This window comes from Rhizobium sp. P28RR-XV, assembly GCF_012641385.1.
Lineage (GTDB): Bacteria > Pseudomonadota > Alphaproteobacteria > Rhizobiales > Rhizobiaceae > Rhizobium.
This window is the reverse complement of the sequence record NZ_JABAIG010000002.1, coordinates 455,661-468,590: the sequence shown is the minus strand read 5'-3', so window position 1 is coordinate 468,590 and position 12,930 is coordinate 455,661. Positions and strand designations below refer to the sequence as shown.

The 12,930-nt window shown below is 61.4% G+C and carries 11 protein-coding genes; 4 read left to right on the top strand and 7 right to left on the bottom strand.

The genetic code is table 11. The features are described 5' to 3' along the window. Positions 1 to 38: 38 nt before the first annotated feature. Positions 39 to 1,493: a glutamate synthase subunit beta gene (locus tag HGP12_RS05920; RefSeq protein WP_168838165.1), complete on the top strand. Its 1,455-nt coding sequence runs from the start codon at positions 39 to 41 to the stop codon at positions 1,491 to 1,493. Between the two features lie 67 nt (positions 1,494 to 1,560). Here the strand turns inward: HGP12_RS05920 and HGP12_RS05915 are convergent, their stop codons facing one another. From HGP12_RS05915 to HGP12_RS05905, 3 genes are all read right to left on the bottom strand, one after another. Next, positions 1,561 to 2,310, bottom strand: a complete 750-nt coding sequence (locus HGP12_RS05915) for an aminoacyl--tRNA ligase-related protein (protein ID WP_168838166.1) — start codon at positions 2,308 to 2,310, stop codon at positions 1,561 to 1,563. A 237-nt stretch (positions 2,311 to 2,547) separates the two neighbouring features. Beyond that, on the bottom strand, positions 2,548 to 3,738 hold the full coding sequence (locus tag HGP12_RS05910) for a DUF459 domain-containing protein (protein WP_168838167.1): 1,191 nt from the start codon (positions 3,736 to 3,738) through the stop codon (positions 2,548 to 2,550). A gap of 79 nt (positions 3,739 to 3,817) precedes the next feature. Continuing rightward, a complete protein-coding gene (locus tag HGP12_RS05905; RefSeq protein WP_168838168.1) occupies positions 3,818 to 5,041 on the bottom strand; it encodes a lytic murein transglycosylase in 1,224 nt (407 codons plus the stop codon). Between the two features lie 202 nt (positions 5,042 to 5,243). Between HGP12_RS05905 and galU the strand changes: the two genes are divergently transcribed. Next, positions 5,244 to 6,131 carry a UTP--glucose-1-phosphate uridylyltransferase GalU gene (galU, locus tag HGP12_RS05900; RefSeq protein ID WP_168838169.1) on the top strand — a complete coding sequence of 296 codons (888 nt, stop codon included), beginning with the start codon at positions 5,244 to 5,246 and terminating at the stop codon, positions 6,129 to 6,131. A 202-nt stretch (positions 6,132 to 6,333) separates the two neighbouring features. On the opposite strand, the gene HGP12_RS05895 is transcribed toward galU, so the two are convergent. Then, a complete protein-coding gene (locus HGP12_RS05895; RefSeq protein ID WP_168838170.1) occupies positions 6,334 to 7,860 on the bottom strand; it encodes an outer membrane beta-barrel protein in 1,527 nt (508 codons plus the stop codon). Between the two features lie 197 nt (positions 7,861 to 8,057). On the opposite strand from HGP12_RS05895, the gene HGP12_RS05890 reads away from it, so the two are divergent. After that, entirely contained in the window at positions 8,058 to 9,053 is a 996-nt protein-coding gene (locus HGP12_RS05890; protein ID WP_168838171.1) for an SIS domain-containing protein, read from the top strand. On the opposite strand, the gene HGP12_RS05885 is transcribed toward HGP12_RS05890, so the two are convergent. Continuing rightward, on the bottom strand, positions 9,054 to 9,512 hold the full coding sequence (locus tag HGP12_RS05885; RefSeq protein ID WP_168838172.1) for an NfeD family protein: 459 nt from the start codon (positions 9,510 to 9,512) through the stop codon (positions 9,054 to 9,056). It abuts the gene before it with no gap. A gap of 1 nt (position 9,513) precedes the next feature. After that, positions 9,514 to 10,530: an SPFH domain-containing protein gene (locus tag HGP12_RS05880; RefSeq protein ID WP_168838173.1), complete on the bottom strand. Its 1,017-nt coding sequence runs from the start codon at positions 10,528 to 10,530 to the stop codon at positions 9,514 to 9,516. Positions 10,531 to 10,832: 302 nt separating this feature from the next. Here HGP12_RS05880 and HGP12_RS05875 point away from each other — a divergent pair, with 302 nt between their 5' ends. Next, the gene (locus HGP12_RS05875; RefSeq protein ID WP_168838174.1) at positions 10,833 to 11,741 is read left to right on the top strand and encodes a S1C family serine protease; all 909 of its coding nucleotides are present in this window, start codon (positions 10,833 to 10,835) and stop codon (positions 11,739 to 11,741) included. A 117-nt stretch (positions 11,742 to 11,858) separates the two neighbouring features. On the opposite strand, the gene hemH is transcribed toward HGP12_RS05875, so the two are convergent. After that, positions 11,859 to 12,893 (bottom strand): ferrochelatase, encoded by a 1,035-nt coding sequence (hemH, locus tag HGP12_RS05870; protein WP_168838175.1) that lies wholly within the window; start codon positions 12,891 to 12,893, stop codon positions 11,859 to 11,861. Positions 12,894 to 12,930 lie beyond the last annotated feature (37 nt).

Below are 12,930 nucleotides of genomic sequence, written 5' to 3'. Positions count from 1 at the left end.
AGCCATGAGCTCCTCTTTTAGAGTGAGGAAACGAAAGCATGGGCAAGGTAACAGGCTTCTTGGAAATCGACCGGCAGGTGGCGAAGTATCAGCCGGCGTCGGATCGCATCCGGCATTTCCGTGAATTCACGATCCCCATGTCGGACCAGGAAGTGCAGAAACAGGCAGCGCGCTGCATGGATTGTGGCATTCCCTATTGCCACGGCCCGACCGGCTGCCCGGTGCACAACCAGATCCCCGATTGGAACGACCTCGTTTACAACAACAATTGGGAACAGGCGATCCACAACCTGCATTCGACCAACAACTTCCCGGAATTCACCGGCCGCGTCTGCCCCGCACCCTGCGAGGAGGCCTGCACGCTGAACCTGGAAGACGCGCCCGTCGCCATCAAGACCGTCGAGCAGGCGATTGCCGACAAGGCCTATGAGCTCGGCTTCATCCGCCCGCAGCCGGCAACAGTCCATACGGGCAAGAAGGTCGCCGTCATCGGTTCCGGCCCCGCCGGCATGGCGGCCGCCCAGCAGCTCGGCCGCGCCGGGCACGAGGTTCATCTCTATGAGCGCGAAAGCAAGCCGGGCGGCCTGCTGCGCTACGGCATCCCGGATTTCAAGATGGAGAAGAACTTCATCGACCGCCGCGTCGAGCAGATGAAGGGCGAGGGCGTCACCTTCCATTGCAGCGTCAATGTCGGCGTCGACATCAAAGTCGAGCAGCTTCTGGCAGACTATGATGCCGTGCTCTATTGCGGTGGCTCGGAAACCCCGCGCGAAGCCGGCATCCCCGGCGTCGAGCTGGCCGGCGTCCATGATGCCATGCCCTATCTCGTGCAGCAGAACCGCCGCGTCGGCCGCGAAAACATCGACAGCGCCGGCTGGCCCGCCGATCCGATCCTGGCCGGTGGCAAGCATATCGTCGTCGTCGGCGGTGGCGATACGGCGTCGGACTGCGTCGGCACGGCATTCCGCCAGGGCGCCGTGAAGGTGACGCAGCTCGACATTCGTCCGCAGCCGCCGGAGAAGGAAGACAAGCTCGCCGTATGGCCGTTCTGGGCGACGAAGATGCGCACCTCTTCCTCCCAGGCCGAAGGTGCGGTTCGTGAATTTCAGGTCGCGACGCTGGAGTTCATCGGCGAAGACGGCGTGCTGACGGGCGTGAAATGCTGCGAAGTCGATGAGCGCCGCAAGCCGATCGCCGGCACGGAATTCGTCATCCGCGCCGATCTCGCCTTCATCGCCATCGGTTTCCGCGGCCCGTTCACCGACAGCGTGCTCAAGGAACTCGACGGCAAGCTGACGCTCAACACCGACAGGCGCGGCTCGACCAATGTCGTGGCCGACGACAAGAACTACAAGACCTCGGTCGACAAGCTCTGGACCGCCGGCGACGTTCGCCGTGGCCAGTCGCTGGTGGTCTGGGCCATCCGCGAGGGCCGCCAGGCCGCCCGCGCCATCGACGAGGCCTTGATGGGCTCGACGGTTCTGCCGAACTAAGTTTCGCTGCCATCTTGGTGCAAACTATCCGAGGCCGGGTTCGCGATGAACCCGGCCTCCTTTGTTTTCATCGGTTTGCGGCGATATTCCAGTTGTAGACGCAGCGGTCGAGACCGATGGCGATTTCCAGCACTGCGACGTCGTGGTCTGCAGCCGGTCCCTTCTTCGGCTGACTGCGGTAGCGCTGTGGAAAGTCCGTGCGTCTCGAAATCGAGCAGACCTCCATCCATTTGTCGCCGTTGTCGACCTCGATATCCATGGTGATCTCCGAATAGGCCGGGAGGCGATCGGACGGCACGATCCGCGTCGGCAGATGGATCACGGAAGCGATCATCCGGCGGACCGGTTCCAGCGAGGCGCTGTGATAATCATTGCCGCTGTCGGCGGCAAACGCGCATTGGAATTCAAGCTGCCAGAATTCCTTGAGGCGCACATGCTTGCTCGGCTGGTCCTGTTCGCGGCGATAGGATTTTCCGGCCTGCCAGACGCATAGGGGCAACCGCGTTCTCGAATGATTTCTGAGAAGGTGCTGCATATAGACATAGGTCGACGGTGTCGTTTCGGGCCGAAGCACAAGTTCGGCCTCGGTCTTCGATACCAGCTCCTGCACCCATATGTCTGAGTTGGAATAGGCATCCGAGACGAGGCTTCGAGGCATGAGGGTCGGCGCCTCGACCCTGCGGATATCCCAGGCTTGGTTTTCGGATCGCAGAAATCGTGCGACCTCATCGGAAAAGAACCGGATGAAGTCGTCGCGCAACTTGATGTCCCGCTCTTCCCAATGAACGAGCGAATTGACGTTATAGATATTGAGCACGTGCCATTCTCCATGGGCAACGTTGATGTTTTGAGGCGAGGGCTTTACGTCCAGCAGCCGCCGGACATGCTGATCGCTCCGGCCGTCACGACTGGACGCCGAGACCTCGGCCGGAGAAAGCGCGCAAAACCACAGCCTGCGGGCAGGTGCGGTTACGATCGATATGATCTGCGCTGTTCGTGCTCATGCGGTTCTTCTATTGGCGGCCTGCGAGCTTGTCAAACCGCTCCCGCGCATCTATCGCGCCACCGATCCAGGCAACCGGTAGTCGTCCACGCGGCCGGCCGGCGCCGGATCCATTCGGCCCTTGTCGACAAGCAGATCGCGTGGCGAGGGCGTCGTCACGGCGGGAGCGGGTGCGCCGCCTAGAAGCTGCGAGCCGCCGTCGAGATCGGGATCGGAAAGGCTTATCGGCTGCGTCCGGGTTATTTTTTCCATCTCCGTTGCGGGCAGGTTCGCTTGCTGTGCCGGCAGCGGATTGCCCGTGTCGAGGCGGGTGATGTCTGGGCTCGCCTGATCTCCCAATATCCGGCGCGCCGGCTTCTCGACATAGAAGGCGACCTTGCGCTTGCCGGCCACCGTCAGGTTGACGCCATCTGCCGTTCTCAATCGAACCTGCTGGCCGTTCATGTCGGAGCCGGTGACGATGAACTCGCCGTTCTGGTCGGTAAATCCGTCCCATATGTCGATGAACTCGCCGCCGACGCTGGTCATCTGGCTCTGGTAGATCTGATTGAGTTTGACCGCACCGGCGCTCAACTGGTCCGATCCGAAAGAGGGCAGCCCTACCCAGAGCAGCGGGATATGCCGGCTCGTCACCAGCTTGGCGAATTGCTGCACGCGCTCTTCGTAGGCGAGGAACCACGGATCGGTGCCATATTTTTCGTTGAGCCCGTCGCCGATCATTTGCTGGCGGTCGTTGGCGCCGATCATGACGACGACCATGGCAGGCTTCAACTGATCGATCATCCCGGGCAGTTGCTGCGGCCAGTTGTAATAATCCTGCCGGACGAGGCCGGAAGCGACGTTGCCGCGCGCCTGGATGAGGACGCCGGGGGAGGTGGAGAAAGCATCCTCCAGTCCGGCCGCCAAGCCACTTGCCAGGAAGTCTCCGACAACGAGGATGGTTTTGGCATCGGTAAGTTTTTCCGCCGGGGCCGGCGTTTCCGGCTGCACGACCGCCTGGCGGGGTGGCGGGGTCGGCCGCTTGCGCGGCTGGACCTTTCGCCGTGGAGGCGGCTGCTCGGCGGACTGATCGGGATAGTCGGGCTCGCGGGTGCCGAACAGCATATCGAGCAGGTTTCTGCGCGGTCGCTCCTGCGCTTCGGCTGCGCTCGACAGGCAGCCAAACATGATGACGGCCGCAAGAAATGCCGTAAGGACAACCCTTATTGTTGCCATGGTCGCGCGGGCAGGTCGTTTTATCATAGCTTCTTTTCCGCTCACGCCCCGCTGTCGCATGAGGACAATTTTCTCGTCCGGCGATCGCGGATTCGTTCTATGCGGCCTACTTGCGCAATGCCTTCAGCAGGCCCATCGAGGGCTCGCCATCCGCATCCATGCCCATGCGTTCCTGAACGGCGGATATCGCAGCCTTGGAGCCCGATCCGAAATTGCCGTCGACGACGCCGTCATAATAGCCGAGCTCCTTCAGGCGCGTCTGCAGCTCGAATTTCTGCTTGACGTCGAGCGTACCGCTCGGGCGCGGCCAGGATTGCTGCATGCCGCCAAAGCCGGCGATCTGATCCGCAAGCAAGCCGACGGCCAGTGCATAGCTGTCGGAGGCGTTGTAGCGCTTGACGGTGAAGAAGTTGCCGGTCATCAGGAAACCGGGGCCATCCGGGCCGCCCGGCATCTTCAGCTGGGCGCGGTCGGAGGTCTGGCGGAAACCCTTGCCATTGGGACGGACGAAGCCGAGGGCGGCCCATTGCGCAATCGTATGGGTCTTGCCGGCCTGTGAGTTGCCGCCTGGCGGTACGACAACTTCATAGCCCCATGTGCGCCCGGTATCCCAGCCGTTTTTGGCAAGCAGATTGGCCGTGGTCGCCAAGGCATCCGGAATGGAGTTCCAGATGTCTGGATGGCCGCTGCCGTCGGCGTCCACGGCATAGAGCAGGTAGCTGCTCGGGATGAATTGCGTGTGGCCCATGGCGCCGGCCCAGGAGCCGTTCAGCTCCTTGCGCGAGATATCGCCCTTCTGCAGGATTTTCAGCGCGGCGACGAGCTGCTTCTTGGCATAATTGGCCCGCTTGGGATCGGCATAGGCGAGCGTCGCCAGCGCGCGGGGTACATAATGCAGCCGGTCGTTCTTGGCCAGCACGGCGCCATAGTTCGATTCCATCGACCAGATCGCCAGCATGATGTTTCTGTCGACGCCGAAGCGCTGCTCGAGCGCGCGCAGCGTGGATGCGTATTTGACCGCCATCTTCCGGCCAATATCCACGGTATAGGGATTGACACGGGAGTCGAGGTAGTCCCAGATTTGGGACTTGAATTCCGGTTGGTACTGCGCTTTTTCGAGGACCGTGGGGTCTGGGTCCGTCACGCCGGCAAATGCATCGCGATAGGTCGATTGTGTAATGCCGCTCTTTGCAGCGGTAGCGTAGAAGCCCGCGATCCATTTCTGGAACCCAGGGTCGGCATTGGCGTTAACGGGGAAGAATCCCGCAAAGGCGCCGAGCGCGAGCGCCAAAGCGAGACCACGAAGGGAGTGTTTGCGGTTTGCGGTCATCTACAGCCTGGTCCATCAAGCGTTGGATTTCGGTGCGGCGAAGCAAATAGCGTTCGCCCAAGCGTGACACTAAAGGAACGAAGTCAACAAATTCTTTACCATGGAAGTGAGGGCCAGTCATTATTTGCAAAACAGTAGCAAATTTAATCTACTGACGTTTCGAATGGCTTGGCGCCAGCATTTTAATGCCCAGGAGGTATGAGTGGGACAGCATAAGAAGGTGCGTAAGGCGGTATTTCCGGTTGCCGGATTAGGGACGCGGTTCTTGCCGGCGACCAAGGCGGTGCCGAAGGAAATGCTGACTGTCGTGGACAAGCCTGTGATCCAATACGTCGTCGACGAGGCGATGGAAGCGGGCATCGAGCATTTCGTGTTCGTGACGGGGCGCAGCAAGCACGTCATCGAAGATTATTTCGATATCCAGTTCGAGCTCGAGCATACGCTGCGCCAGCGCAACAAGAATGCCGAACTGTCGCTGCTGAACGGCCTGCTGCCGAAGGCAGGCACGGCGAGCTTCACGCGTCAGCAGGAGCCGCTCGGCCTTGGTCACGCCGTCTGGTGCGCCCGCGAGATCGTCGGCGACGAACCCTTCGCGCTGCTATTGCCCGACATGGTCATGCGCGGCGAAAAGGGCTGCATGAAGGGCATGATCGAGCTTTACGAGCATAGCGGCGGCAACGTCATCGCCGTCGAGGAATGCGCGCCGGATCAGACCCATAAATACGGTATCGTCGGTGTCGGCGAGACGATCGGCAACGGCTTCCGCATCACCGAGATGGTCGAAAAGCCGGCCAAGGGAACGGCTCCGTCCAACTTCTTCATCAACGGCCGCTATATCCTGCAGCCGGAGATTTTCCGTATCCTTGAAAGCCAGGAGCGCGGCGCCGGCAACGAGATCCAGCTGACCGACGGCATGCTGAAGCTCGCGCAGACGCAGGATTTCGCCGGCTATCACTTTGAGGGCCAGACCTTCGACTGCGGCGCAAAGGATGGCTTCATCCTCGCCAACGTCGCCTTCTCGCTGGCGCGCGCGGATATCCGCCCGACCATAGAAAATGAGCTGAAGGCGCTGGTCGAAGCCCTGAAATAGGCGCTTGCGATCTTCGCAGGCAAAGCATCGAGGCCCGGTCTTCCGGGCCTCATTTCGTTTGCGCTGACAAAACTTCACGGTCCGGAATGGAGCTTTGGAGCATTTCCAGGAAAAGTGCGCAGCGGTTTTCCGTCCGGAATGCGTTCGGAAATAAGAAGATGGAGCGTTTTTGCGATTCGAAGAAAAGCGGAAATGCTCTGGGTCAGCGCTTTACCGTCAGGCCGACACCGGCCTGGAGTTGGTGGGTGCTGTCGCCAACATCTCTTGTGGTCAGTTGATAGCCGATATTGCTGGTCAGATCGAGGTAGCGGTTGATCCCCCAGGTTAGGCCGAAAGCCGTGCCGTATTCGGTTTCGTCGGAGGCGTTGCCGTTGGAAGGATAGTTGCGCCAGATCGTTCCGCTCGTCACCTTGGCGGTCAAGTCGTCGCGCAGCTGACGGCTTACGGTGCTCGTGAGCTGGTAGGCGGTATAGCCACTGAGGCCGGCCGTGGTGGAGGGCTGGACCGTGGTCGAAAGGCCGATGCTGATATCCGTACCGCGCTGCGGCGACCAGGCGAGATTGCCGTCGATCGTCGGCGAGTCCACGGACGCCAGGCGCGAATCGTCGAATTGGGTGTGCTGATAGCCGAAGCCGAGTTCGCCCTTGAACTTTTCGCCGAGGTCGAATTCGACGCCACCCTTGCCGCCATAGCTCTGGTTCGAGCGGGCATAGCCGTTGCTGTCGCGGGTCTGGTCGTAGACAGCTCGGCCGAGATCGACTTCCACGAAGGGAATGATGGCGGGCGAGAGCTCGTAGCCGATACGCCCGCGCCAGGTGCCGGCCGTCTGGTCGCGGTCGCTGAGCGTGACCTTGGTTCCGTCGGAAAGTACGGCATCGGAATAGACCGTGCGCGTCAGTGCCAGTGCCGTCGTGCCGCGCAGCAGGCCGAAGTCGCGTTCCAGCGAAAGTCCTGTTGTAAACTGGTTGACGGCCGATTGCTTCGAGGCGCCGGCGATCGCGTTCGGGTCGCTCGTGTCCTCGCGGTAGAACTGATAGCCGGCGGTGATATGCGCGGTGGTATCGGCGGGGAGATCGAGCCGCAGGTCGGCGTTCAGGTTGATGGTCGGCTTTTCTTCACTCGTGCCGCTGAGATTCTTTTGCCAGACGCCCTCGCCGGTAACGGTCAGGGCATGACGGTCCCAATCCGAGGTCACGGTGCTGCGCAGATCCGTCTGCAGGAAAGTGCGGTTGTTCTCAGTGGAGCCGGTGCGATCCCGCTCGACATTGATCGACTGATTGACGGAAGGGCGCAGGGTGAAGGTGCCGAGCGGTATGCCCTGGACATCGGCGCGATCCGGATACTGACGTGCCTTCAATCCGTCGACGGTTGGTTCCGCCAGGTTGACGCGGCGCAGGTCGTTATCGAGCGTGGAGCCCGTGGTGATGGGATCGACGCCGTCAAGGCGGAGGCGCATGTTCGGCGGTGCGTCGCTATTCGACGTGCCGGCGGACGCCGGGTTCGTCGGTTGGACCGCTTGCGCACCGCCTGTGGAGGTGGTCGTCGGATCAGTCGGGGATGCCAATGTCGATGCAGGCAGGGTATCGTCGAGGTTCTGGCCGGGCGAGAGCGATTGCGCGTAGACCGACATCGGCGCGGCGAATGCGATACCCCAGCCGAGCACGGCGGAGGTCGCCCGTGCCGTCAGCCGGAGGGCATCATGACCCGCCTTATCCTTGCCGATGTTCATTTTATTTATGTCTGACCCTGCTGGAAATGTCTTAAAATTCTTACCCAAGTGTAAAGCCGCGTGGTTAACGCTTGGTTGCCAAAGGGCCGCGCGCGGATGCGGATCGGCAATATTATCGATATGGCATGGCGGCCGGCGCCATGGCCATAAGTCGATCTTCTGTGGACAGATTTGGAGAAAAGCGTTAGGCCTCCCTCATGAATAAGAGAGCTGTAAGACTCATCGAGAACGGCGCGATCGAATCCGCCATACGAACGATCGAGACCGAGAGGCGGGGCATGGAGGCGCTAGAACGCGCGCTGACCAATGGCCTGGCCGAGCCCTTCAGCCGCGCGGTGGAGATCATCGGCGATATCACCGGCCGTGTCGTCATCACCGGCGTCGGCAAGAGCGGCCATATCGGCAACAAGCTCGCCGCCAGCCTGGCCTCCACCGGAACCCCGGCTTTCTTCGTGCATCCGGTCGAGGCCAATCACGGCGATCTCGGCATGATCACGCAGGATGATGTCATCATCGCGATCTCCTGGGGTGGCGAAAGCGCGGAGTTGCGCGGCATCATCAGCTATTCCCGCCGCTTCTCGATCCCGATGATCGCCATTACATCAGGCGAGACCTCCACCCTTGCACGCGAGTCGGACGTGGTCCTCCTGCTGCCGAAGGAGCAGGAAGCCTGCCCGCATGGGCTGGCGCCGACGACATCGACGCTGCTGCAGCTCGCTATCGGCGATGCGTTGACCGTGGCGCTGCTGGAAGCGAGGGGCTTCACAGCCGAGGATTTCCGCACCTTCCATCCGGGCGGCAAGCTGGGCGCGAGCCTGTCGCATGTCGCCGATATCATGCACAAGGGCGATCGTGTGCCCCTGGTCAAGCTCGGCACCGGCATGCCGGAAGCGGCGATGACCCTTTCGCGAATGCGCTTCGGCTGTGTCGGCGTGATCGATGACAACGGTTGCCTGTGCGGTATCGTCACCGACGGCGACATCGCCCGCAATCTCGGCACCAGCCTTGCCGAAATGCGCGTGGACGAGGTGATGACCCGCAATCCGAAGACCGTCAAAGAAACGACGCTGGCCACAAGCGCCATGGCCGTGCTCAATCGTCACAATATTTCGGCGCTCATCGTGATTGACGATACGCGCCACCCGGTCGGGATCGTGCATTTCCACGATCTACTGCGGATCGGTGTCGCCTGATCAGACGGGTTCGACCGTGAGGTCGCGGCCGTTGCTGGCGACGACCTTGACGCGGGTGCCGATAGGCAAGTCCGGCCCGCTGACCGTCCAATACGTATCGTTCAAGCGAATGCGTCCCCGGCCTTCGGTGATCGGCTGGTCGAGGGTTGCCGTGCGCCCAACCAGGCTGGCGCCGCGCTGGTTCAGGAACGGCTCGTCCGTAACCTGGTTGTTGTTGTAGAGATAGCGTCGCCCAATCAGGGTGACGATCACCGCCGTGGCCGCGAAGACGAGCCCCTGCACCTGCCAGGCCCAGAAGGCGCTATCCCAGAAGAGCAGGGACAAGGCGCCGACGATGATGCCCGCCAGGCCGACCCACACCAGGAAGAAACCCGGCAGGACCAGCTCGGCGGCGAGCAGCACCAATCCGAACAGCCACCAGCTCCAGGGGCCGAGTTCCACGACAAGATTGTCGAACATCTCAGCTCTCCCGAGGTGGCAGCGGATTGACGGAAGGCGTGGTGCGAACCGTGCCCGACCGCGGCCGGGAAGGTTGCGGAGCGCCATTGCCGTCGCCGTTGTCGCCGAAGACTTCGCGGGCGATGGCGCCGATGCCGCCGAGCGAACCGATGATGGAGCTGGCCTCCATCGGCATCAGGACGATCTTCGAATTGCCGGCGGAACCGATTGCGGTCAGGGCTTCGGTGTACTTCTGCGCGATGAAGTAATTGATCGCCTGCACATTGCCCTCGGCGATGGCCTCGGACACCACGCGGGTCGCTTTCGCTTCGGCCTCGGCGAGACGCTCGCGCGCCTCGGCATTGCGGAACGCCGCCTCGCGCTGGCCCTCCGCCTGCAGCACGGCTGCCTGCTTGGCGCCCTCGGCGCGCAGGATCTGCGCATTGCGAAGGCCCTCCGCCTCCAGGACCTGAGCGCGCTTTTCGCGCTCGGCCTTCATCTGCCGGCCCATGGCGTCCACGAGATCCTTCGGCGGCTGGATATCCTTGATTTCCACGCGCGTTACCTTGATGCCCCAAGGTTCTACGGCCTCGTCAACCACCCGCAGCAGCCGCTCGTTGATGGCATCGCGATTGGACAGAAGTTCGTCCAGATCCATCGAGCCCATGACCGAACGGATGTTGGTCTTCGTGAGATTGAGGATCGCGCTTTCGAGATTGGTGATCTGATAGGCGGCCTGCGCTGCGTTCAGAACCTGGAAGAAGGCCACCGCATCGGCGGAGATGCTGGCATTGTCCTTGGTGATGACCTCTTGCGTGGGCACGGCCAACACCTGCTCCATCACGTTCATCCGCATACCGATCGTTTCGATGAAGGGCACGATCAGATTGAGCCCCGGCTCCAGCGTGCGGATATAGCGGCCGAAACGCTGGACCGTGTACCGATAGCCCTGCGGCACAGTCTTGATCCCTGCGAACAGCACCAGGATGACCAGGACGATCAGGGCAATCACAACGATGCTGAAACCACCGACTACCATCAAATTCCTCCATGGGCGCGCCCGTCTGCAGCGGAACCGCGTCGCGTCAATCGCCGCCGTTCTGCCTCCAATAGCTCGGTCGAGCATACGAGGCGGCAGCTCAATCAGATGTGGTGGGTTAGCATGTTCTCGGCAAGTGAGGAATGGGCGTCGAAGGGGAAGGTTTTAGCGAGCCCCCATCAATCAATCGCGACCGGGTCTTGCTTCCGGCGGTTGATCTTCATACTTTATTGTAGAAATTTCTGGCTCCGCTGCTCCGCAGCCTTTCGAGCCAAGTCATCGCGCATCATCAGGGTGGAGCTATGAATATCGATAGGACCTTGCGGTCGGTCGTGGCCGTACACGCCTCAATTCCGGAAGATGCTTTCACAGCGGCAACACTTGGCACCCGCAGGGAAGGCAGCGGCGTGGTCATCCGGGGCAACGGGCTCGTCTTGACCATCGGCTATCTGATTACGGAAGCCGATAATGTCTGGCTGACGACCAATAGCGGCCGCGTCGTGCCTGGTCATGCCCTGGCTTACGATCAGGAAACCGGATTCGGTCTGGTGCAGGCGCTCGGCCCGCTCGACGTGCCCGCCCTGGAATTCGGCGACGCGGACAAGGCCGAGATCGGCGATGCGGTCGTCGTGGCTGACGGAATCGGCCAATTCGTCGAGGCGAAGATCGTCGCCAAGCAGGAGTTTGCCGGCTATTGGGAATATTTGGTCGATGAGGCGATCTTCGTTGCGCCGGCGCATCCCTCATGGGGTGGCGCAGCCCTTCTCAGCGAAGATGGCAAGCTTCTCGGTGTCGGCTCGCTGCATTTGCAGATGGCAACAGAGAACGGCGATAGCGCCGACATCAACATGATCGTGCCGATCAACCTGCTTTTGCCGATCCTGGAGGATCTCATCAAGCGCGGGCGGGTCAGCAAGCCGCCACGGCCCTGGCTCGGTGCCTTCTCGGCCGAAAGCAACGGCGAGGTCGTTGTCATGAGCGTCACCGAGGGCGGCCCGGCGGCCAAGGCGGGATTGCGCCGGGGCGACGTCATTTCGGAGATCCGCGACGGGGAAGTCGATGGGCTCGCCGATTTCTATCGCAAGATATGGGAGAGCGGGCCGGCCGGCGCCGAGATTCCCATGCGGGTGCTGCGCGATGGCCGCGAGGCCTGGCTGCGCATCAAGTCGGCCGATCGCAGCAGCTTCCTCAAGAAGCCACAGCTGCAATAGGCTTCGAGCGGTTCAGCTTTTCACGCAATTTCTGAACCGCTTTATCGCTTTGTTTTCTCGCAATTCCGGACGGGAAACCGCTCAGCACTTTTCCTGGAATTGCTCCCGGCGGCTCTCTTACACCCAGCCGAGCAGCTCACGCCGCACGACCTTTTCCAGCACTTTCATGCCGTCTTCGCTGTCGTTGAGACAGGGAATATGGGTGAATTTCTCGCCGCCATTGTGATGGAAGGATTCGGCCGCCTGCTCGGCGATTTCCTCCAGCGTCTCCAGGCAGTCGGAGACGAAACCCGGATTGAGAACGGCGATGCGCCTGGTGCCGCTTTTGGCAAGCTCTTCCACGGTCTTGTCGGTATAGGGCTGCAGCCACTCCTCCGGGCCGAAGCGTGACTGGAAGGTGACCATGAACTGATCTTCGGAAAGACCTAGCTTCTCGCGCAGCAGACGGCCGGTCTTCTGACAGAAACAGTAATAGGGATCACCCAGCTTGAAATAGGACATGGGAATGCCGTGGAAGGATGCGATAAGCTTTTCCGGCTGCCAATCCAGAGCCGACAGGTGCCGGGTCACGGAATTGGCGAGCGCCTCGATATATGTCTCGTCGTCGTGATATTGCGGGACGGTGCGCAGGGCCGGCTGCCAGCGCATCTTCACCAGTTTCTCGAAAGCCTTGTCGTTGACGGTGGCGGTCGTTGCCGCCGCATATTGCGGATAGAGAGGGAAGAGCACGATGCGGTCGCAGCCGCTGTCCTGCAACGCTTGAATGCGCTCACCGATCGATGGCGTACCGTAGCGCATCGCCCAGTCGACGATGACATCAGGCAGGTCCGCCAGCCGTGCCGCCATGAGGTCCGACTGGTTGCGGGTATAGGTGCGCAGGAAGCTCTCGTTCTTTTCCTTGTTCCAGATCGTCTCATAGGCCTTGCCGACCTTCTGCGGCCGGGTGTTGAGCACGATACCGAACAGGATCGGGTACCATTTCCAGCGCGACCACTCGATGACGCGGCGGTCGGTCAGGAATTCGCGCAGGTAGCGGCGCATGGAAGAGTAGTCGGTGCCGTCGGGCGTTCCGAGATTAACGAGCAGCACGCCGACCTTGCCGTATTTCACGCTGGGGTGACCGGGCGAAAGCGTGGTCAGGTCTGCTGTCATCGATTGAATCCCTCTCAAGAAACGAAGCCCTTCACAT

Excerpts from the sequence above, each read along its gene's own strand:
- HGP12_RS05920 (WP_168838165.1), top strand. The coding sequence starts at position 39 with ATGGGCAAGGTAACAGGCTTCTTGGAAATCGACCGGCAGGTGGCGAAG.
- HGP12_RS05910 (WP_168838167.1), bottom strand. The coding sequence starts at position 3,738 with ATGATAAAACGACCTGCCCGCGCGACCATGGCAACAATAAGGGTTGTC.
- HGP12_RS05905 (WP_168838168.1), bottom strand. The coding sequence starts at position 5,041 with ATGACCGCAAACCGCAAACACTCCCTTCGTGGTCTCGCTTTGGCGCTC.
- HGP12_RS05895 (WP_168838170.1), bottom strand. The coding sequence starts at position 7,860 with ATGAACATCGGCAAGGATAAGGCGGGTCATGATGCCCTCCGGCTGACG.
- HGP12_RS05890 (WP_168838171.1), top strand. The coding sequence starts at position 8,058 with ATGAATAAGAGAGCTGTAAGACTCATCGAGAACGGCGCGATCGAATCC.
- HGP12_RS05885 (WP_168838172.1), bottom strand. The coding sequence starts at position 9,512 with ATGTTCGACAATCTTGTCGTGGAACTCGGCCCCTGGAGCTGGTGGCTG.
- HGP12_RS05880 (WP_168838173.1), bottom strand. The coding sequence starts at position 10,530 with ATGGTAGTCGGTGGTTTCAGCATCGTTGTGATTGCCCTGATCGTCCTG.
- HGP12_RS05875 (WP_168838174.1), top strand. The coding sequence starts at position 10,833 with ATGAATATCGATAGGACCTTGCGGTCGGTCGTGGCCGTACACGCCTCA.
- hemH (WP_168838175.1), bottom strand. The coding sequence starts at position 12,893 with ATGACAGCAGACCTGACCACGCTTTCGCCCGGTCACCCCAGCGTGAAA.